Genomic DNA, 23,591 nt, shown 5'->3' with positions numbered 1-23,591 from the left:
ATTTATTATTATTAAAGTTTTTATAAAAAATTCTTTTTTATTAAATATTTTTTATTTATTAATTATTGGTATATTATTATTCTGTTGAGGAAGTAATTTGTCTATCATAAAAGAAAATATATTTCTATAAGTTTTATTAGGAACTACTTCTCCTATAATTTTTTCTTTTAATAAGTTATATACATGACTTGTAAGAGAATTTAATGTTGACAGATCGCATTCTTTAATAGACACATTTCTTGGAATATCATAATCAACTTTTATGCTAAAAAAATCATCGAGTTGACGAGAGAAATTTATTTTTCTTTCATCAACTAAGAATTTACGAAAAATTTTTCTAAATATCTTACATAAACCATCTCCTTGAATACTTATTCTTGTTATTTGGCTAAGATAGTCTCCAAGTAAAATATCATAATTACTTGTATCTTTACGATTATTTATCCCGATAAGCACTTTCTCATACTTATGATAACCAAGTGTAAATAATAAAAAAGCTGGTATTGAAATCTTTAAAGACAATATTAAAAATATACCAGTTACTAATATAAAGGATAATTTTCTTCTATCTTGAGCAAAAGAATAAAGAGGAAAAACAATTTTATCTGCAATAAATTCAATAAAAAGATCAAGAATATGCAGAGTTGAAATATTTATTTGAGATGCAATATTCTTGCAATGATTAAAATTATCTATTATTACAAGATTTTGTGCATAATTTCGATTACTAGTAGAAATAGTATCAAATTCTGGACTACTATAAACACTTTTATCAATAACAGAACAATGAGCAAGAGTACTGGATAATATTTGAATATTATGTTTATTAACTCTTGTTAATATTGAAAATAGCATTAAAAAATTTATACTTACTCTATATTTATTATGAATATTTATTGCAATATTATTAAGTTTTGTTTGAAACTCTTCTGTATTTTCTGATGACATTAATATATCTTTAAAATAATTTAAAGTTTTTACTAAATTTTTTTCAGAAGAGGAAATTTCTTTTATTAATCCTAAAGTATCTACTGTTGATTTTAAGAAAAAATTTTCTTTATTCTTATTAACATTAGGATTATTTACAATTTCATTTATAAAATAATTATTTTTTAGATTTTCTTCAATTAAATTAGAATTTTGATTCATATTATTATTTATTATTATTATTTATTTTAATTGATTATTAAGATTATATTTTCCAATAAATATTGTATAATATATTAAAAATAATAAATATTATCAATATATATTTATGTTTTTTTATATAATATAATGAAGTGAAGCTATTTTAGAAAAAAGTAGCCATTTTTCAGGTGATATTTCTTCAGGTCTATAATTAAGAGAGATATTAATATCTGCTGCTATTTTTCCCAATTAATATCAGGATTTATTTGCATTAATGTGTTTTTGTTAATCTTATAGTCGTATATTATTATTCTTTCGAGGAAATAATATATTTTTGATCATAAAAGAAAATGCATTTTTATAATTTGTATTAGGAACTCCTTCTCCTACAATTTTTTCTTTTAATAAGTCATGTGTACCATTTGTAAGATAATTTAATGTTGATAGATCACATTTTTCAACAAATCTATTACTTGATTTATCAAGATTAAGTTTTACAGAAATAAAATCTCTAACTTCATCAGTTAATTGAATATTTTTTTTAGATAAAACTTTATTTAAAGTTTCTCCATATGCTTTACATAGACCATCCCCACCAGCACTTATTATTCTATTAAAATCAAAATACTCTCTACGTAGTGTCTCTGCATTCATACCGTCATGAACAGAAATGAATATGTCTTTTACAATTAAGAATGTTGGTAATTTATATATTATATATATTACAGGAATGGTAAAAATAACTCCAGGAACACTCTCGTATATTTTATATAAAACATTACTAATATTTTTAAAAAGATTATATAAACAACTAGTAAGTTTTTTAAAGATTTCGTATTTATGTAAGAAATTAGCAGATTTACACAAAGAATTAGCAAATTTACACAAAGAATTAGCAGATTTACATAAGGACTTAATAAGGGTTGAAAGGAATGAATCATTACTGATGAATATTAGTGAAAAAATTCTTTTGTAATCAATAAAATTAGTAATATCATTTGATCTTGTAATATCATCTGAGATACTTTTTCTAAATAATTCAATATTATTTCGATTAATTAATTTTTGAAATCTTTTTGAAATATTTCCAGTAGAGAGAATAGCATCAAATTCCCCACTACAATAAAGAGTTTTATCAATAAGAGAGCAATGAGCAAGAATACTACATAATAGTCTAATATGATTACCATTAACTCTCGTTAATGATGAAAATAACATTAAAAAATTTATACTTACTCCATATTTATTATAAATATCTATTGTAATCTTATTAAGTTTTGCTTGAAACTCTTCTGTATTTTCTGATGACATTAATATACTTTCAAAATAATTTAAAGTTTTTACTAAATTTTTTTCAGAAGAGGAAATTTCTTTTATTAATCCTAACGTATCTACTGTTGATTTTAAGAAAAAATCTAATTTGATATCATCAACATTATGATTCATTATAATATCTTCTGTAAAACAATTATTTTTTAGACCTTCTTGAATTAAATTTTGGTTCATACTATTATTATTTATTATTATTTTTTTATTTATTAAAATCTATACTAATTTATATTAAAAAATAATAAAAATCAAAGTAAAATTTAAATTTTGATTCATATTATTATTTATTATTATTATTTATTATTATTATTTATTTTAATTTATTATTAAGATTATATTTTTAAATAAACAATGTATAATAATATTAAAAATTATTTTTAATATAATTTTCTATAAAAAGAACACATTCTTTATCATTAAGAAGTGAATTTTTAATTTGAGCAATTTGATTATTACCACCACCAATTCCAGAATAATTATCTATAATTTTTTGTGATATTAGTTTTGCAGAAAGAATTGGATATTTCTGAAGAATTTTATTTGTAATTTTAATATATATATCATTTTTGATATTTTTATCTGTATTTTTACTTAAATTATCACAAAATATAATACATATATCATCAATTGATTTTTTTGCTAATTCTTTTATGTCTTCTATGTCAATTTTATCATTATAAATTAATATTTGTATTGTTATATTTTGATTAATTTCATTAATGTTTACTATTTTAGCTTGATTTATTAAATTTTCTAGTTTTAGATTTTTAATTTTATTTTTTTGAGCCTTGTTTTCATCAACTATTTTATTGATTTTGTCATAAATACCATCTTCATTAGATTGAAAAGTATGTCCTATCAAAGAAATAATTTTGTGATGTTTCTGACTATACTCAAGTGCTTTTATACCTGTTAGTGCTTCTATACGACGAGTACCAGAAGCAATAGATTCTTGTTTGATTATGCGAAATAATCCAATGTTACCCGTATTTTTAACATGAGTTCCACCGCATAGTTCAGCAGACTCTGACATTTTAACAGTTCTAACTATATCTCCATATTTTTCACCAAATAAAGCTGTTACATTATTTCTAATTGCATCTTGATAAGAAGTATTTTCTATTAAAACAGGATTATTATCTATAATTATTTGGTTTACTAATTCTTCAATACTATAAATTTCATCAGTTGTTAATGACTTATTATGTGAAAAATCAAAACGTAATTTCTGATCATTAACTAATGAGCCTTTTTGAAAAATATGATTACCTAGTATTTTTTTTAATGCATAATGTAAAAGATGAGCTGCAGAGTGATTAGCAGCTATTTTATTACGAAGTGATTGATTTATTTCTGCTATTAAAAATATATTAATTGACAGACTTATTGGTGTAATAATTCTATGAGCAAAAATATCTCCATATTTCTGCGTATCAATAACTTCTGTCGTATAAATATGCTCATCATCCATTAAAAATGAAAATGTTCCACGATCTCCAACTTGACCTCCACTTTCCGCATAAAAAGGTGTAGTATCAATAACTATCCAACATTCACACCCAGCATCTATTTTCTCAATCTGATTATTGGTAAAATAATCAACTATAGATAATATTTTAGATTTTGATTTTATATTATTATATCCAATAAACTCAGTTTTTCCATAAATATTTGCAATATTTAACCATATATCTAAATGTTTATTTTCTCCTGATCCTTTCCAACTAATTCTAGAGCGTTGTTTTTGTTTCTCCATTTCTTGATTAAATTTAATCATATCAACTTTCATACTATGATTTTTCAAAATATCATCAATCATATCAACTGGAAATCCAAAAGTATCATATAATTTAAATGCTTCAATTCCAGAGAATAACTTAGAATTTGAATCAATTTGATCTAATTGTTTTTCTAATATATTTAATCCTCTTGCTAAAACTTCACGAAATTTATCTTCTTCATCATATAATATTGCTTCAATTGAAGATTTGGATAAAGTAAGTTCATGATAATGAGAAGACATTTCTTGAACAACAATATCAACTAATCTATACAACAATAAATCACTACTTTTAGTATAATGAACATGCCGAATAGCTCTTCTTAGTATTCTTCTTAAAACATATCCTCTTCCTTCGTTTGAGGGAATTATTCCATCAGCAATCATAAAGCAAGCAGCTCTGACATGATCTGCTATAACTTTATGAGAAGAAATATTCTCTTTTATATTTATATCTCCAGATAACTCGCGGGAAGTGTTAATAATATTTTTAAATATGTCAATATCATAATTATCATTTACTCCTTGTATAACTGCAGCTATCCTTTCCAAACCCATTCCAGTATCAATCGATTTATCTGGTAAACTGATTCTATCACTATTTTGTAATTGCTCATATTCCATAAATACTAAATTCCATATCTCCACAAAACGACTCCCATCTTGATCTGGTGTTCCTGGAAGACCTCCATAATACTTCTCTCCATGGTCATAAAATATCTCAGAACATGGACCACACGGACCACTATCACCCATAGACCAGAAATTATCTAATGTTTTTATTTTAATAATTCTAGAAGAGTCAAATCCTGTTATTTTTTTCCATATATTTTGTGCTTCATCATCATCATAATATATAGTAATATATAACTTATTTTTAGGTATTAATAAATATTCTGTAATAAATTTCCAAGCCATTTCTATGGCTAAATCTTTAAAATAATCACCAAAAGAAAAATTTCCTAACATTTCAAAGAATGTATGATGTCTAGTAGTATATCCGACATTTTCTAAATCATTATGTTTTCCTCCAGCACGCAAACATTTTTGAGCAGTTGTAATACGCTTGCTTTGAGGTATTTCTAGATGAGTAAAACAATTCTTAAATTGTACCATTCCAGAATTAGTAAAAAGAAGCGTAGGATCATTATGTGGAATTAATGGACTAGATTTAACTTCTAAATGATCATAATTTTCTGAAAAAAATTTTAGAAATATATTTCTAATTTCATTTAATTTCATAATAAATACTTATAATTAGTCAGATAGTGTAATAATAATTAATTTAATCATTAATTCTTGGGAAAATAAAATTCTTTGGTAATTTTATTTTATTATAATCTTTAATTAAAGATTCTGCATTTTCATACAAAATACAATTATTTAAATCTAGCGAATTTATTATATTATAATGTTCTTTTTTATTATAATAATTAATATCATGTTTTTTCTCATCAAATATAAAATTATTATTTTCAATTTGCTTATTAATAGCAAATTTTTTATCTATAATAAATATATTTTGTTTTATTCCAAAAATTTCTAAGATTTTTAAAGAATATATTGGCATAAATGGTTGAAAAGCTATACCAATTACTATTATTACCTCAGCCAGTATTTTTAGAATCTTATGCATTTTCAATAAATCATTTTTTAAATTCCATGGCGATTCTCTATCTATATAAATATTTGCCATTCTACCAATCATAATGATTTTTTCTAACGCTTCATGTATCTTGTATGACATAGTTAAACTATGAACATCTGTATTTAATTTACTAATTTCTAACTTTAAAGAAAACTCTAATTTATTAGATGTATCATAATCATATGATGAATTGTCAATTATACCATCAAAATATTTTACTATAAGAGATATACTTCTTTGGATCAAATTTCCAATATTATTTACTAAATCAGCATTTATACGTGTTTTTAACGATAATTCTGAGTAATTTCCATCAAGACCAAGTGGCACTTCTCTCAACATAAAATAACGTAACCAATCAGCTGGTATTGTTTTTATAATTTCTAATGGATCTATTACATTTCCTATAGATTTAGAAATTTTTTGTCCTTCATTTGTCCACCATCCATGTGCAAGAATTTGATGAGGTGGTGTAATATTTAAGGACATCAAAAATGCAGGCCAGTATACAGCATGAAACATCAATATATCTTTTCCAATTATATGTAAATTACATGGCCAAAAATACTCTTTTAATATATCAAGATCTATTGGTTTATCATCATTAAATTCATTATCATCAAATACTATATACAAAGCTGATATATAATTAAATAACGCATCTAACCAAACATATATAACATGTTTTTTTTCAGTATCTGGAACATTTATGCCCCAACTACATGATGAACGAGAAATACAAAGATCTCGCAAATTATTAACAAATTTAATTACTTCATTATAGCGTTCTTTTGGTTTAATAAAATCTGGATTTTTTTTATAAAATTCTAAAAGATCATCTTTAAATTCACTTAATTTGAAAAAATAACATTCTTCTTCTAACCATTCTACTTTTGCTCCTGTAGGTGCTCTTCCATCAATTATTTCGCTATCTTCATAAAAACATTCATCAGAATTTGCATACCAACCACTATATTTTCCCAAATATATTTTTCCACTTTTTTCCATTTCTTTCCATATTTTTTGAACAAAATTTTTATGTTTGTTATTTGTGGTTCTAATAAAGTAACTTGGATAACATGACATTAATTCTGATAACGTTTTAAAAGATGGTGCTAAATCATCAACTAATTCTTGTGGTGTAATACCTAAGGATAATGCTTTTTGCTCGACTTTTTTCCCATGTTCATCAGTTCCAGTAAGAAAGAAAACATCGTTATTGTTAATTTTAGCAGAACGAGCTAATGTATCTGCAATAATAGTTGTATATGCATGACCTATATGTGGTTTATCATTGACATAATAAATAGGGGTTGTTACATAATATTTATTGATATCTTTTTTGTACTTCATTTCTTAAGTTGATAATAAAATTATTAATAAAAACATCATTATAAATGAGTTTCTATACTTATATATGCAAATTGACAATCTAAATTATAGCTATAAGCTACTATTTATAATGCAAAAAATTATCGAAAAATTAATTAATTTAAAATTAAATTAACAGATAAAAAGTAAAAATCAACCACATTTATAAATTAATATAAAAATGGGATCAACAATAGTTCAATATAATAATATAACTCGTACCATTGAAGGTATTAATAAAAACATGAATAAAGCAATACAAAAAGCAAGCGGGCAAGATGGAGTTGAAATCAAAGATTTCATTGATGTTGATCCAATGTGTATACCAAAAAATATTGAGATGAGGTCAAAAGCTGATTTCATTAAAAATGATATTGATGAAAAAGAACAAATTATCTTTAAATTGCAAAAATATTGTGGATACATAGAACATTTATATGAAATTAGTAATAAAGTAAAAAATTTATCTTCTTTTTATTTAGATGCTAGAGGAGATACATCTTTTGTTTATATTAAATGTCAATCACTACTTGAAGAATTAGTTATAGTTTTAAATTCAAAATATGGTCATGGTTACGCATTTGGCACATCAAGAGATCATCCTCCAATTCCAGGAAAAATAGATAGACCTAATGTAAATGGTGATTATACAAATGCATATTATTATAAAGGTAATAATTCAAAGAAAAAATTATACCTTGGTGAAAATAATTTTACATATGGTATAAATGCAAATGATCCGTCTATTCAACGTTTAGTTGCATCTTTAACTTTGATAATTGATAGTTTTGATAAAAACAATTATTCTATAAATCATATTAATAATCAAAAAATTTTACAATTAGTAAATGATATTCCACAAAGAATACAAACATTATGTTCTCCTCCAGGAGAAGCAATCAACCTAATCAAAAACTATATTATTGATAGAAAAAATGAATTAAAAAGAGTTATAGAATTATACTCAAGCACACTATATAATGGTACAAGTGATATAAAAAGACAAGAAGGAGCAGTTGATATCAATCTAATCTCTAAAGAACTAGAAGTTGCAAAAGCTATTACACAACAACAAATGGCAATGTACAATAAAATGTTAAATATTTATACTAATGGTTGATTAATATCTCTGTCTTTTATAGGGAAAAAATTGTTTTAAATAAATTTAGCAACTAAAAATGATATATTTTGCGCTAAATGTTCTATAAAAGAACCTTTATTTATATTTTCATTTGCTACAACTGGTATTTTAATTTCATTACCAGCAAGCATTCTTTGTTTAAAAAGAATATATCCTAAATTATCACCAATTTTAATTGGAGCTTTGATATTTTGTTTTAAATAAAGTTCTATTAATGGATTATTTTGATTTAAAGAATTATTTTCATTTTTGCTAAATATTTTAGGTATGAAGACTGTAATATCAGATGTAATAATAGCATTTATCTTTCTTTTATTTCCATAAATAACATTTGTTTCTCCAATTATATCACCACTTTTATAAATAAATTTATGTGTAAATTGATTAAAACTAAAAGATATTAATTCAGCAGCTGACTCATGTCTTTCTTTTGCACTATTTAATCCATTTATAACTCCTATAATACGATAACCATCTTTTTTCGCACTAAATGCCACACCATAACCACCTAATTCAGTTCTTCCAGTTTTAATTCCATCTACACTTTTTATTGATAAAAGAGAATTACGATTTTGTTGAAGAATATTATTATATTTAAATTCTTTTTCACTATGATAATGATAGTATTGTGGAAAATCATGAATTAATGCTTTTGAAAGAATAGCAAGATCACGCGCAGTTGTTACTTGCTCTGGATTTGGCCAACCAGATGAATTGACAAATTTTGTATTTTTCATTCCTAATTGTTCTGCAGTAAGATTCATTTTTTCTACAAATGCAGACTCTGTCCCTGATAAATTTTCAGATAAAGCAATACATGCATCATTTCCAGACTGTACAATAATTCCTCTGATAATATCATCAACTCTAACATATGATCCTTCTTTAATAAACATTTTGGATCCATTTATAGAGGAAGCTTTTGTGCTTACTTGTAATTTTTGATCTAATGTTATTTGTTTACTATCAAGTGCTGAGAATAATAAATATGTTGTCATAATTTTTGTCATAGAAGATGGAAACATTTTTTCATCTGCATTTTTTTCATAAATAATAGCACCTGTATTATAATCCGCTAAAATTGCAAATTTTGCTTTATTTTCAGCAAAAATTTCATTTTTAAATGAAAAAAAAATTTTTAGTGATAAAATAATTACTAATACTAATGATAAATTATTCTTAACTTTGAACATACTGTAAATTATTAATCTATTGTTTAAAATAAATTTTATTTGTTGGTATAACAATTTGTATTATTTTTTTTTATATATTAAAATCGTAAAAAATAGTCATATTTTTTACATATAGAATTTGTCTATAGAAAAAACATTTAACAACATAATTCAAATTAACTATCATAAGTAGAAACTTATAACAAGAATATTAGTGAATATTATATCTTTATAAATAAGTAACAAATACTAATTTCAAATATATTAACTTTTATATTTTTTTATATGATTTTATCAATTTTGCATTATAATATATAAAAATTTTATGAAAAAATCAAAAATAAACTTGATAAAGAAACAAATATCAATAAAAAAAATAATTATTATTATTTTTTTATTTTATTTATTTTTTATACAAAATAATTATCTAAAAAAATATATATTATTTAATAAATCATTTGCAGATAATAATTTAAATATAAAAGGATCTCTTGATCAAGAAAAAATAGATGACAACACTGATTGGATGAATATCAAAAATAATAAAGAGATATTAGAGGATGATTTTTTTAAAAAAAACTTTATCGAGACAAAAAAACAAGAATCAGAGAATAAAAATAATATTAAAGTAATACAAAAAGATAAACAAAATGAAAAAAAAAATATAAATAAAAAATCTGATACTATTTTTAATATAGATGAGATTGATAAAAAAAATAATTTATCATGGCATAAATGGGAAACAAAAAAAGTAATAACATACGGGAAATGGGATGTAATCGTTAGACGAGTTGGAACAACTAAATTTACTTGTCATATTATTTCTAAACCTCTTCGTTCTGCTCTTTATTCTGGTATAAGAAATCAACCATATATTATGATTCATCATTTTGGTTACGAAAAATTTATTTTAGGTGGATCATCAGGCTTTGTAATAGAAAGTAATCCAACTATTTATATAAGCGGTATATATTATAGTATAGGACTAAATAATAATTTCTTTTATAAAGAAATTAGTAGATATAATAATATAAACATTATTAATAAAATGAGAACTGATATGGACGAAATGATTATATTATATACATCTGATATATCAGGAAATATAGCAATAGATTATTATTCTCTTAATGGTATTAATAATGCATTAAACTATATGAATAATTATTGTGTTCTATAAATGTTTACTTCAAAATTTTTTATTTTAATTTTTTTAATAGAATTATTTAACTTTATACTTTTTATTATAAAAATATATAAATTGTTTTATTTGAAATATTGTATAGTATAAATTTATATAGCATACATATAAAAATAATGATAAATAATCCAATAAAAATAAACTATACAAAAATTATAAAAAAACAATGATTATAGTATATACTATTAGTATACTTCTTATCATAATATTTATTCATGAACTTGGACATTTTATTGCAGCTAGATTGAGAAAAGTTAAAGTAAGAACATTTTCAATAGGATTTGGTAAAAAATTATATAGTTTTCATGATAAATATCAAACTGAATGGAAGATATGTATTTTTCCTTTAGGCGGATATGTTTCTTTTGACAAGGATAACTCTGATGATGAAAATGATCAAAAAAATAATGATGATACCATCGTTTTCGATTCAAGTCCTCCATTATCTAAAGCTTTAATAGCATTCGCTGGACCATTAGCTAATTATTTATTAAGTTTTATTGTTATTTTTATAGTTCTGATTTCCTATGGTAAAATGATAATTTGTCCTGAGATAACACAAGTTGAATCTAATACTATAGCAGAAAAGTTTGGGATTGTTCCTGGTGATAAAGTTGTAGAATTTAATGGTCGTAATGATTTTTTAGTACAAGAAATAATAGAACAAAAAAATAATAATATATCTATAACTATTGAGCATAAGAATGGCGAGAAGAAAAATCTAGTCTTCAATCGTGCATTAGGTAATATTGGTATCAGATTTGAAAAAGTTATAAATGAAAATATATCTTTTATAGATGCAATTACTGAAGCATTTAATGGAGTAATATCCATGAATTATCAAATGATTAATGGGATATTTGATATTATATTAGGAAAAAATTCTATTGAAATAGGTGGGCCAATAAAAATCTTTCAAATTTCTATGCAGTCAATATCTAAAGGGTTAAAGCATACTTTAGTATTTATATCTATATTATCAATAAATTTAGGATTTATAAATTTATTGCCGATTCCTGGCCTAGATGGGGGACATTTATTAATTTATATTATAGAAATGATAATCGGTAAAGGACTCAATAAACAATTATATCATAGAATTATGCAAGTTGGGTATGCCATATTGATTTTGCTAATGGTTTTTGCTATATCAAAAGACATTATTTCTCTATTTAGATGAATTTTAGATGTGTATACATCTTTTAATACCTTATAGTTTAATACATATTATATATGTATAAATTTTAAAATTTTATCAATAGAGTATAAGATCACAAATTTATCTTTCTTATTGTTTTTAGGTATACATGTTACGCTTTATATGTTTTTTAACATTATTTTGTGGTTTATTATCATTTAATTTTATAAGTGATTCTGATTCACTTCTTGCAATGCAAAATAATATTCCTTCAAATAAAAAAAATAGTCTACTAAACAAACAGAAAAAGTCTCCAAATGAGATAAAAAAAATTAATGTAAAAAAAATACAATCTAATAATATTCCTTCAAATAAAAAAAATAATCTACTAAACAAACAGAAAAAGTCTCCAAATGAGATAAAAAAAATTAATGTAAAAAAAATACAATCTAATAATATTATTAATAAAAATGATGATAAGCAAACTTCTAATAAGATTATAAAAAATATAGAAGTCATAGGTGATTCAATTTGGCCAAAAGAAAGCGTTATTTCAATAAGCAAGATATCTATAGGTAATTATTATACTGATGATGTTACAAATAATGCTATACAGAAACTCTATTCTACAGGTCATTATAATAGAATAAATATTTTATTCTTAGATGGTATTGTGAAAATAGAACTTATTGAAAATCCTGTTCTTGCTCAAGTCAGTATTGAAGGTAATAATGAGATTATAAGTAGAGTTATATATGAAACAATAAAGAGTAAGCCTTTAGATACATATAAGAAAGATATCGTACTTCAAGATGCTGTAACAATAAGTAATTTATATAAATCACGTGGATATCTTATGACAAATGTTACTCCAAAAATAATTAAGTTAGATAAAAATAGAGTAAACTTAATATTTGTTGTTAATGAATCACCTAAAATGAAAATAAATAGCATACAGTTTGTTGGTAACAATGCATTTTCTTCTTCAAAATTAAAAGATATAATAATATCTAGACAATATGCATGGTATATTTTATCACCTGTTGACTTTTTTGACCAGGCACGTTTAGAAGGGGATAAAATTATGTTAAGAAATTTTTATATGAAAAATGGATATATTGATTTTAAAATAACAAATATTGTTACTGAAATATCTCCGGATCAAAATGGTTCAGTTATAACGTTTATTTTAGATGAAGGTAAACACTATGATTGTGGTAGTATTTCTGTAAATAGTGAAATAAAAAATATTGATTTATTACCTTTAGAAAATATAATTTCAGATTATAAATTTAAATTAAATAAATCAAAAAATTCTAATTTTAACGAAGATGATATAGAAAATTTAAAAGAAAAAATAAAAAAAGAAGTTGAAAATCAAGGATATGCTTTTGTAAATATTGATAGAATAAATAAAAAGGATAAAAATGATAATGTGTTAAATACAGAATTTATTGTATTAAATCAAACTCCATATTATATCAATCGTATAAATATTGATGGAAATGTAAGAACTAAAGATGAAGTTATAAGAAGAGAGATAAGATTATCTGAAGGTGATCCGTTTAGTAGAGAAATTCTTGATTACTCAAAAATGAGAATTGATAATCTAGATTATTTTAGTGAAGTAAAATTAAAAGTTAGTCAAGCTTCATCAAAAAATTCATATTTAATTAATTTAAATGATATTAATTATAAAAATGATGATATATTATCTTATAATCTTGATAAAAATATAGAAATTAATTCTTTTTCTGATAAAAATGTAGAAAATATAAAAAATAAAAACGACGATTATCTTAAAGATAAAGTTGATATTGATATTACAGTTCAAGAAAAAGGTACAGGAACTGCAGGTATAAATATGGGATATAGTGTTAAAGATGGTTTAACTTTTGGAATATCAACCAGAGAGAGAAACATAATAGGTACTGGTAAAGAAATTGGTGTTGAACTACAGTGTGGCCCAAGAAGTAGAATTATAGGCTTTAATATAACAGATCCATATTTCATGAATAAAAATATGATACTTGGATTTGATATATCTACATCAAGCTATAAAAATTTTGTTGGTGGTACAGATAATGATGATAATTATATTTATAATCTAAATTTTGACGATAATAATATATCACGTAAAAATTATATTATTGATAAAAATTCTTCTGGTATTAATATAGGATATCATTTGAATGATAAATTATTACATAGAGTAGGTTATTCAATTAGTTTAGATCATATACAAAAATCTGATTCACAACTTTCACCATTTATCACATCACAACCAGATAAAACTTTATCATCTGTTATACATAACACTCTTATTTATAATACCATCGATAATAATGCTAATCCTAAAAAAGGCTATAAGATTTCTATAAGTCAAAGTATTTCTGGAATAGGTGGTAATAATAAATATATCCGTAATACTATAAGTGGTTCATATCATTTATCAATTGATAGCAATCAAAAATTTGTCTTTAGTTTATCAGCTAAGGCAGGTGTAATACATGGTTATGATAATAATTCCATTCGCATAGATGATTCTTATATGATGGGAATGTATGATATATGTGGATTTTCTGTCACAGGAATTGGACCACGTGATAAAAATACTGGTGATGCATTAGGTGCAAAGAAATATTATTCTGGACGTGCTGATATCACATTTCCTATAGGATTACCTAAAGAAATAGATATTAAAGGAGCTTTATTTATTGAGGCTGGAGATAGTCATGGAATCGATATTCCAAAAAATAGTGTTGGACTCAGTAAATCTATGGTATTTGACGATAAATATTTAAGAACTTCTATTGGTTTTGGGTTTATTTGGGAATCTCCATTAGGAAAAATAGGAATAGATTTTGGAAAAGTAATTAGATCTAAAAATTACGATCAAAAAGATAATCCAAGAATATCTTTTGGATATGGTATTTATTGACGTGAAATAATTATATGTTTGGTAAAAATAAAAAATTAAAACAAGAAATAACTAATGGTCAAATACTTAAAGTAAAAAAAATATTTGGGACATTGCAAGCAGAAGGACCATATACAGGATATTCTGCTGTATTTATTAGATTATCTGGATGTAATTTATCTTGTGATTTTTGTGATACAGAATTTGAGGATTATGAATTGATTGAAATATTAGAAATATATGAATTAATTAAAAAAAAATTCTCAGATTGGTATAATAAATTTGATTTATCAGAAAAATTAGATGAAAAATATAATCTTAATAATCTTCCTAAATTAATAGTTATCACAGGAGGAGAACCATTTAGACAGAACATAGGTCCTCTTTGTGAATTACTATTAAAATATCAGCATATTGTTCAAATAGAGAGTAATGGAACTTTATATTATGATATTCCAAAAAATACTGAAATAGTTTGTTCTCCAAAGATAAATAGTGGATGTTACTGGCCTATAAACAGTAAACTTGTAAATAATATAATTGCTTTTAAATTTTTAATTTGTTCTAAAAAAAACTATATAGAAATAAAGGAGAAAGCCAATCAACTAAATCAAATATATTATTATTCTGATCTAAAAATATTAAAAAAAGGGTTAGAAATTTATAAAAAACAAGTTCCTAATAGTAAAATATATTTTCAACCAATAGATGAAAATAATTCTTTAAAAAATAAAGAAAATATAAATGCAACAATTAAAGCTGTAACAGAATTCAATGGAATATTATCACTACAAATTCATAAATTATTAGAGATTGAGTAAATTTTTACATATTCATCTTTTACATATTCAGGTATAGCATATTAATTAGATAATAATACTTTGAATGTTTAATTTAATAAATATTAATTTTTAATAAAAAAACTTCTTGATTTAGTATATTATATATAATAAAATCAACAACACATAGTAGGGCGGGTGTAGCTCAGTGGTAGAGTATAACCTTGCCAAGGTTAGGGTCGAGGGTTCGATCCCCTTCACCCGCTCCAATTATGGGGGGCATAGCTCAGTTGGTAGAGCATCTGCTTTGCAAGCAGAGGGTCATCGGTTCGAATCCGTTTGTCTCCACCATTTAAATTTATGATATGTTAATCTTTTGTATTTTCATATATCGTTTAAGTGTATAATTTCTCTACATTTATTTATAAAATTGGATCTTTGCATCATGTTTATATGAGTATTTAATTCCTTTTCCGTCAATCTTTCTATTGGCAGACTGTTATTAATCTAATATATATATGACTACCTACTATTAGATTATATACTCTTATAATAGAATAGTTTGTTGGTTATTTTAATTCTATTTTTAATAGATCATTAACTAATGTAGGATTTGCCATACCTTTACTACGTTGCATAATCTGTCCTACAAAAAATCCAAATAACTTAACTCTTCCAGATCTATAATCATCAACTTCTTTTGGATGATTTAATATAACATCTTTTATAATTTTTATTATATCATCTTTATTATTAATTTGGCTTAAATTCTCCAAAGCAATTATTTCATTAGCTGATTTACATTCTATAAACATTTTCTCAAGTATAGTTTTAGCAATTTTGCCAGATATATTACCTTTATCAATTAGTATAACTAAATCAGCTAAATTCTCAGCGCTAACAGGAGAAGTATCAATATCTTTAATATAAGAAAATAATTCACTTATCATCCAATTAGCTGCATTTTTAGGTTGAGCTCCATGATATACCATTTTCTCAAAGAATATTGCATTATTTTTATCATTTGCTATTATTTTAGCTTGATCTATAGTAATACAAAAATCTTTAATGTATCTATTAATTTTATCCTTTGGCATTTCTGGTAAAGTTTGGCGAATTTTTTCTATATAATCTTGAGTCAATATTATTGGTATAAGATTTGGATCAGAAAAATATCTATAATCAGCAAGATCTTCTTTATTACGCATTGATTTTGTTATTTGTTTATCAGGATCAAAAAGCCTTGTTTCTTGTTTTACTATACCTCCAGATTCTAATATTTCAACTTGACGATGTGATTCAATTTCAATTGCTCGCATAACATTTTTTATAGAATTTAAATTTTTTAATTCTACTCTTGTTCCTAAAAAATTCGAACTATCAGGCATAACAGAAACATTTGCATCACAACGCATAGATCCCTCTTCCATATTTCCATCACATGAACCTATATAACGCATTATTATTCTTAAAGATCTTAAAAAAGCACCTGCTTCTTCTGGAGCTCGCATACTAGGTTCTGTAACTATTTCCATTAACCCAATTCCAGCTCTATTTAAGTCTATGAGAGTATGATCTAATGATTCATCATGTATATTTTTTCCTGCATCTTGTTCAATATGAATTCTATCAACTTTGATTATTTTTGTTATTCCATTTTCTAATTCTATCTCAACTTTTCCATCATTTATAATTGGATGATACATCTGAGTTATCTGATATCCTTGAGGCAAATCGGAGTAAAAATAATTTTTTCTATCAAATATAGATTTTTCATTAATTCTTGCAGATATCGCTAAACCTGTTTTAACTGCCATATCAACACACTCTGAATTAAGCCGAGGAAGAGTCCCAGGTAGAGCAACATCTATAAATGAAACTTGAGAATTGCATTCTTCCCCAAAAATAGTTTTACTCATTGGAGAGAAGAGTTTATATTTAGTGTTCATTTGAGCATGAACTTCCAAACCAATTACAACTTGCCAATTTTTTTGTTTTCCTCTAATAATCATATAAAAAATATAAAATAATTAATACAAAATGATAAAAATAATAATATAAAAATAATACTTGAGTAACACTAAGATACTTAAAAAATTAACCAAGTTACCATTATAAAAAGTAATTTGATATACTGATAATATTGTATAACACTAATAATGTGAAGTATATAAATGTAAATTTTAATAAGATTTAATAAAAATATTTTTTTATATTTTTTTAAATATTAATGAAGAATTTGTACCGCCAAAACCAAAAGAATTAGACATTACATAGTTCAATTTAGCTTTCTTTGCAACATTAGGACATAAATCGAAATCTAAAGTATTTTCTTCTGGATCGTTAAGATTAAGTGTTGGAGGAATGATATTATCTCTCATACTAAGTAAGCTAAAAATCGCTTCAACACTTCCAGATGCTCCAAGAAGATGACCAATTGAAGATTTAGTTGAAGATATAATAGGTCTATAATCTTGATTTTTATAAATATTTCTCATAGCTTTTAATTCTACCATATCACCTATAGGTGTTGATGTCCCATGTGCATTGATATAATCTATTTCTGCTGCATTTATTCCCGCTTTATCTAAAGCCATTTTCATAGCACGGTATGCACCATCTCCTGTTTCATCTGGTGCAGTTATATGGTATGCATCACTACTCAACCCATATCCTATTATTTCACCATAAATTTTAGCATTTCGAGCTTTTGCATGTTCATATTCTTCTAATATTACTATGCCAGCACCTTCTCCCATAACAAATCCATCTCTTCCTTTATCCCATGGTCTAGAAGCTTGTGTAGGTACATGATTATAGTTAGTTGATAATGCTTTAGCTGCAGTAAATCCACCAAAACCTACATATGATATTGCAGCTTCTGTACCACCAGCTATCATAACATCAGCATCATTGCATGCTATTATACGTGCTGCTTCTCCGATGCAATGAGCTCCAGTAGCACAAGCACTAACAATTGAAAAATTTACACCTTTATATCCATATTTAATAGATATATGTCCAGATGTTAAGTTAATTAAGCTTGATGGAATAAAAAAAGGACTAACACGACGAGGTCCACGATCGACAATAATATGTGAATTACATTCAATACTTATTAGTCCACCAATCCCAGATCCAACTAGTACACCAGATCGAATTTTTTTATCATAAGTATCCGGAGTATAACATGAATCTTCAACTGCTTGTTTTGTAGCTACCATTGCAAGTTGAATAAAACGATCCATTGATTTTATTTCTTTTGAAGATAACCAATCTTCAGCAGAAAAACCATTTTCTGAATCATTTTTTTTATCTGGAATATATCCAGCAATTTTACATGGTAAATCATCTAATGGAAAAAGAGTAGATGGAATAGATTTTATTCCAGATTCACCATTTATAATTTTTTCCCAACTCTTTTCTGTTTTAATGCTAAGTGGGGTAATTAATCCAACTCCTGTTATAACTACTTTACGTGTTGATCTCATTTTTTAATACATTTATTTAAATTATTTATTTAATTAATACATAATGTATAATATGTATAATATATATAAGTAATATATATAAGCAATAATCAAGATTATATAATAATGAAGAATATATATTGTATATATAATAATAATATGTAAATAATTAGTAATAACATTACTAAAGATTATTTTTATAATTTTATATTAAAAAATATCTAATAAATCTATTAATTAAAAATATATAAAATTATTAATTTAACTTAAAATAAATATTATTCATAGAATTTTTTAAATCAGTAAATGACTCTAAAATGTGGAATAGTAGGGCTACCTAATGTTGGAAAGTCTACATTATTTAATGCATTAGTTGGTAGTTCTATAGCACAAGCCGCTAACTATCCGTTTTGTACAATAGAACCTAATAATGGTATAATTGCTGTTCCTGATGAGCGCCTTAATAATCTTGCTAATATTGCATCTTCAGCAAAAATAATTCCAACTCAACTTGAGTTTGTAGATATAGCGGGACTAGTAAAAGGAGCTAGTCAGGGTGAAGGATTAGGTAATAAATTCTTAGGTCATATTAGAGAAGTTGATGCTATTGCTTATGTTCTTAGATGTTTTGAAGATGATGATGTTATTCATGTTTATGGTAAAGTTAATCCATTGCAAGATGCAGAAGTAATTAAAATGGAACTTTTATTAGCAGATCTTGATAGTTTACGCTCACGTTTACCATCTCTTGAAAAAAAAGCTAAAATTAGTCCAGAAGCTAATGATATATTAAAAATTAGCATAGATATTATATCTTGTATTGAAAATGGAAAATTATCACCACGTAGTTTAATTACAAAAGATAATGATAAAATGATAAAAAATATGCAATTATTATCTACAAAACCATTTTTTTATATATGTAATGTTGGAGAATCTGAAATAAATACTGGTAATAATTATAGTGATCTTATTAAATTTAAAGAAGAAGATATAGAGTCTGTTTTAGTATCAGCTAAAATTGAATCAGAAATTGCATCAATTAATGATTTTAATGAACGATTATCATTTATTAATGAAATGGGTATGAACTCAAGTGGTTTAGATCGTATTGCTCAATGTGCATATAAAATATTAGATCTTCAGATGTTTTTTACAATAGGACCTAAAGAAGCACGGGCTTGGACAATAAAAAGAGGGTTCTTTGCTCCACAAGCAGCAGGTATTATACATTCAGATTTTGAAAAAGGATTTATATGTGCAGAAACCATAAGTTATAATGATTATATACATTATAAAGGAGAAAATGGAGCCAAAGATGCTGGTAAAATGAGGATAGAAGGAAAACAATACATTGTACAGGATGGTGATATTATTCACTTTCGATTTAATGTATGATTCATCAAAATCCAACTTTCAGATAAATAGATAAACAATTTTTATTTTATAATATTTATTTTGTTATTTTGTTATTTTGTTCTGAATTTAGTACGTTTTTATAATTACACATTTTGTGTATACAATATGTCATTCCTAGAGCTAAAGACCCTAATAATAAGCAAGAAATTGAAAGTATTATTTTAGTTATATCAATATTCATTTCAGTATTTCAATTAATAAAATTATAAATATATATTTTTTTAGTAAAAATTAATTTTTATCAATTATATTTATTATATAGTATTTATTATTATTTTTATATTAAAATATAATTAATTATTCTTTTTGATTGAATTTTTATATTATAAATTCATTTTTTTCATGAAATGATGTTTTAGCTATCCCAACACCATATATTAAGTTAGCTCCTTTTTCTTTTAAAACTCTTGCAGCTTCATTTATAGTTGATCCACTTGTTATTACATCATCAACAAGTATTATGTTTTTTCCATTTATTAATTGATTATTACAATCAACTGAAAATATACCCCTAGCATTTTCTATACGTTCAGTTAAAGATAAATTCGCTTGTTGTTTATTATTTTTTATTCTTTTAAGAATATTATTATAATATGATAGATTTTTTAAAGAATTATAATCTTGTTCTGGCAAAAAATTATATATTTTATTAATATTATACATTATACTATTTTTCTTTGTTTTATCCATTGAAGATAAGTTAAAAAGAAGCTTATATAGTGATCTTGCTAAAATATCAGATTGATTATAACCTCTTTTTTTGAGTTTTATATTATGTAATGGAATCGCAGTAATACACCATTGTACATTTTGAGTTTTTTTACTTTGATAAAAAAAATATTCATCAAATAAATATTTATATAATTTTTGGAATATTAAAATTGCAAAAAATTTTGCATATCCTAGTTTTTTATTGTATTTAAAATCTGCTATAATATTTTTTATTTGTTTATTATAATGTAAAGGAGTTATTATTTTATCTATATAATTTAACTGAAATTTTAATGATTTTAAATATACATTTTTATAATTAATTATACGACAGATATAACAATCTTGTCCTTCTAGTAAAATTCCACATATATTGCAATACCCATCAATAAAATCTAAATCACACCAGCACTTATAACAAAGTGATTGCATATTGCTTATAATCTCTTCTTTACATATAATACATTGATATGGGTAAATAATATTCAAAATATTATTTAAAAATTTATACAAAAATTCAAAAAAATTAATTTTCATAATATTTTAAAGATTTTCTATTTTATTTTGTAGTTTCATGTAAATATCTACATTAATACTCTTTGATAATATAGAAATAAAATTAAATTTATTTTTAATAAATAAGAAATAGCCAGCTATTGATTTTTAATCTTAGAAGGTTTAATTGCTATGTACATATGAGTTTGTAAATGATAGAATTATTATTGTTAATTATTCTTAATTAATATATCTAACTTAATTAAAATCATAAAAATGGAAGATAAAGATAAAATTATAGATATAAATTCTGGTATCAATAAAGCTGAAAACCAAGTCAGTGTTAAATCTGGAACTGAAATAGAATATTCTTTAGTAAAACAGGAAGGAGATAATAAATTTGAATATAGAATTTGGACATCTGCTGATCCTATTATAGATTTAGCAGAGCAAAAAATTGAAGCTGAATCTGAAAATCTTGAAATGTCAGGATTTCAGAAAGGTAGAGTTCCAAAGAATATTGCACGTAAACATTTAGGAGAAAAAATACTGACATCTATTATAGATAGAAAAATTGCTCAAATGCTTCAGTATGTTATTAAAAAGGAAAATTTAACTATAAGTTCACCTCCAGGAATTGATGTTGAAGAGTTTGAAAAAGGAAAAAAACTAAGTTGTTATGTTAAATTTGAAATAGTTGGTGGAATCCCTCCAATAGATTTATTAGATCCTATTTTTAACGATCGTATAGAAATTCTTTCTTTAAATGTTATTGAAGACGATATCAATAAAGCAATAGAAACTCTAAAAAACATTTCAAATGATTATGTTGAAACAGATCCTGAATATCAAGCAATTGATGGCGACAAATTAATAATAGATTTTGATGGAAGAATAGATAGTAAACCATTTGATGGTGGTTCAGGTTCAGGTGTTGAATTAATAATAGGAAGCAATCAATTTATTAAAGACTTTGAGGATCAACTTATTGGTGTGAAAGTAAATGAGAGTAAAATTATCAAAGTAAGATTCCCTGATGATTATCACATTGAAGAGAATGCAGGAAAAGATTGTATATTTAAAGTAACTGTTTCTAATATAAAAAAAGCAGAGTCTACAGAATTTAATGATGAATTCGCAAGAAGTTTAGGTTTAGAAAATACTGATCAATTTAGAGAGATGATTAGTGAAAGACTTAAAGCAGATTTCACATTTTTAAGTCGTCTTTATGCTAAAAAACAGCTATTTGAAGTTTTAGATGAAATTATTAAGATGGATGATATCCCTCCTAGTATGATAGAAATAGATTTTAAATCTTTATGGTCTGAAGTAATGCCTAAAATTTCTAACGATAAAAAAGAAAATCGAGATGAAATGGCAGTAAAAATAATGAATATTGCTCGTCGCAGAGTTAAAGTTGGATTAGTTCTAGCAGAAATTGCAAAAAAATATTCAATAGAAGTAAATGATGAAGATGTTGAAGATTATAAACAGCTTGAAATATTAAGAAATCCAGGTGATTCACAAAAAATACAAGAGCAATACGAAGATAAAAAGAACTTACCTAAAATTGAAGCAACTGTGCTAGAAGAAAAAGTTATTACGTTTATTTTTGATTGTTTTAAAACAAAAGAAATTACTGTTACTAGTCAGCAATTTAATGAAGAGTATGCATCTAAGCTACAAGATATAATATAAAAAATAGTGCTAGAATTGATATTATAATAGATAATGTAACAAATTTATCTATAAAGAATTTTTAAGTTGATATTTTATTTTAAATAGATTTTATCTTGAATAAAATTTAGAAAACTCATACTATAAATAAATATTTTTGTTATACTAAAAAATAGTATAACAAATAAATTTTTATATTTATTTTTTTATTA

At 24.2% G+C, this 23,591-nt stretch carries 16 protein-coding genes and 2 tRNA genes; 9 read left to right on the top strand and 9 right to left on the bottom strand.

Features of this window, described 5'->3' with window-relative positions; all coding sequences use genetic code 11:
• Positions 1 to 51: 51 nt before the first annotated feature.
• The 4 genes from Lyticum_RS00740 to Lyticum_RS00725 form a co-directional block, all read right to left on the bottom strand.
• Positions 52 to 1,149: a hypothetical protein gene (locus Lyticum_RS00740; protein WP_322498423.1), complete on the bottom strand. Its 1,098-nt coding sequence runs from the start codon at positions 1,147 to 1,149 to the stop codon at positions 52 to 54.
• Positions 1,150 to 1,419: 270 nt separating this feature from the next.
• Positions 1,420 to 2,634: a hypothetical protein gene (locus Lyticum_RS00735; RefSeq protein WP_322498422.1), complete on the bottom strand. Its 1,215-nt coding sequence runs from the start codon at positions 2,632 to 2,634 to the stop codon at positions 1,420 to 1,422.
• A 187-nt stretch (positions 2,635 to 2,821) separates the two neighbouring features.
• Positions 2,822 to 5,479 carry an alanine--tRNA ligase gene (gene alaS, locus Lyticum_RS00730; RefSeq protein ID WP_322498421.1) on the bottom strand — a complete coding sequence of 886 codons (2,658 nt, stop codon included), beginning with the start codon at positions 5,477 to 5,479 and terminating at the stop codon, positions 2,822 to 2,824.
• 43 nt (positions 5,480 to 5,522) lie between these two features.
• Complete coding sequence (locus tag Lyticum_RS00725; protein WP_322498420.1) at positions 5,523 to 7,238, bottom strand: methionine--tRNA ligase; 1,716 nt, start codon at positions 7,236 to 7,238, stop codon at positions 5,523 to 5,525.
• Positions 7,239 to 7,437: 199 nt separating this feature from the next.
• On the opposite strand from Lyticum_RS00725, the gene Lyticum_RS00720 reads away from it, so the two are divergent.
• Positions 7,438 to 8,376, top strand: a complete 939-nt coding sequence (locus Lyticum_RS00720) for a hypothetical protein (RefSeq protein ID WP_322498419.1) — start codon at positions 7,438 to 7,440, stop codon at positions 8,374 to 8,376.
• 35 nt (positions 8,377 to 8,411) lie between these two features.
• On the opposite strand, the gene Lyticum_RS00715 is transcribed toward Lyticum_RS00720, so the two are convergent.
• Positions 8,412 to 9,590: a D-alanyl-D-alanine carboxypeptidase family protein gene (locus Lyticum_RS00715; RefSeq protein ID WP_322498418.1), complete on the bottom strand. Its 1,179-nt coding sequence runs from the start codon at positions 9,588 to 9,590 to the stop codon at positions 8,412 to 8,414.
• 304 nt (positions 9,591 to 9,894) lie between these two features.
• Between Lyticum_RS00715 and Lyticum_RS00710 the strand changes: the two genes are divergently transcribed.
• The 6 genes from Lyticum_RS00710 to Lyticum_RS00685 all read left to right on the top strand — a co-directional run bounded on the left by Lyticum_RS00710 (position 9,895) and on the right by Lyticum_RS00685 (position 15,958).
• Positions 9,895 to 10,749: a hypothetical protein gene (locus Lyticum_RS00710; RefSeq protein ID WP_322498417.1), complete on the top strand. Its 855-nt coding sequence runs from the start codon at positions 9,895 to 9,897 to the stop codon at positions 10,747 to 10,749.
• Between the two features lie 187 nt (positions 10,750 to 10,936).
• Positions 10,937 to 11,950, top strand: a complete 1,014-nt coding sequence (locus Lyticum_RS00705) for a M50 family metallopeptidase (protein ID WP_322498416.1) — start codon at positions 10,937 to 10,939, stop codon at positions 11,948 to 11,950.
• Between the two features lie 127 nt (positions 11,951 to 12,077).
• Positions 12,078 to 14,849 (top strand): outer membrane protein assembly factor BamA, encoded by a 2,772-nt coding sequence (bamA, locus tag Lyticum_RS00700; RefSeq protein ID WP_322498415.1) that lies wholly within the window; start codon positions 12,078 to 12,080, stop codon positions 14,847 to 14,849.
• 14 nt (positions 14,850 to 14,863) lie between these two features.
• Positions 14,864 to 15,649 (top strand): 7-carboxy-7-deazaguanine synthase QueE, encoded by a 786-nt coding sequence (locus tag Lyticum_RS00695; protein ID WP_322498414.1) that lies wholly within the window; start codon positions 14,864 to 14,866, stop codon positions 15,647 to 15,649.
• A gap of 152 nt (positions 15,650 to 15,801) precedes the next feature.
• Positions 15,802 to 15,876, top strand: a tRNA-Gly gene (locus tag Lyticum_RS00690).
• 6 nt (positions 15,877 to 15,882) lie between these two features.
• Positions 15,883 to 15,958 (top strand) — tRNA-Ala (locus Lyticum_RS00685).
• A gap of 218 nt (positions 15,959 to 16,176) precedes the next feature.
• On the opposite strand, the gene gatB is transcribed toward Lyticum_RS00685, so the two are convergent.
• Positions 16,177 to 17,619, bottom strand: a complete 1,443-nt coding sequence (gatB, locus tag Lyticum_RS00680) for an Asp-tRNA(Asn)/Glu-tRNA(Gln) amidotransferase subunit GatB (RefSeq protein ID WP_322498413.1) — start codon at positions 17,617 to 17,619, stop codon at positions 16,177 to 16,179.
• Positions 17,620 to 17,817: 198 nt separating this feature from the next.
• On the bottom strand, positions 17,818 to 19,098 hold the full coding sequence (gene fabF, locus Lyticum_RS00675; protein ID WP_322498412.1) for a beta-ketoacyl-ACP synthase II: 1,281 nt from the start codon (positions 19,096 to 19,098) through the stop codon (positions 17,818 to 17,820).
• Positions 19,099 to 19,383: 285 nt separating this feature from the next.
• Between fabF and ychF the strand changes: the two genes are divergently transcribed.
• Positions 19,384 to 20,475 (top strand): redox-regulated ATPase YchF, encoded by a 1,092-nt coding sequence (gene ychF, locus Lyticum_RS00670; protein ID WP_322498411.1) that lies wholly within the window; start codon positions 19,384 to 19,386, stop codon positions 20,473 to 20,475.
• Positions 20,476 to 20,530: 55 nt separating this feature from the next.
• Here the strand turns inward: ychF and Lyticum_RS00665 are convergent, their stop codons facing one another.
• Both Lyticum_RS00665 and Lyticum_RS00660 read right to left on the bottom strand, forming a co-directional pair.
• Positions 20,531 to 20,677 carry a hypothetical protein gene (locus Lyticum_RS00665; protein WP_322498410.1) on the bottom strand — a complete coding sequence of 49 codons (147 nt, stop codon included), beginning with the start codon at positions 20,675 to 20,677 and terminating at the stop codon, positions 20,531 to 20,533.
• A 137-nt stretch (positions 20,678 to 20,814) separates the two neighbouring features.
• Positions 20,815 to 21,744: a ComF family protein gene (locus Lyticum_RS00660; protein WP_322498409.1), complete on the bottom strand. Its 930-nt coding sequence runs from the start codon at positions 21,742 to 21,744 to the stop codon at positions 20,815 to 20,817.
• Positions 21,745 to 21,978: 234 nt separating this feature from the next.
• On the opposite strand from Lyticum_RS00660, the gene tig reads away from it, so the two are divergent.
• Positions 21,979 to 23,400: a trigger factor gene (gene tig / locus Lyticum_RS00655; protein ID WP_322498408.1), complete on the top strand. Its 1,422-nt coding sequence runs from the start codon at positions 21,979 to 21,981 to the stop codon at positions 23,398 to 23,400.
• Positions 23,401 to 23,591: the final 191 nt, after the last annotated feature.

Source organism: Lyticum sinuosum, assembly GCF_034471385.1.
GTDB classification, from domain to species: Bacteria; Pseudomonadota; Alphaproteobacteria; order Rickettsiales; family Midichloriaceae; genus Lyticum; species Lyticum sinuosum.
Note: the sequence above shows the minus strand (reverse complement) of the source record. Positions and strands in the feature narration are given on the sequence as shown.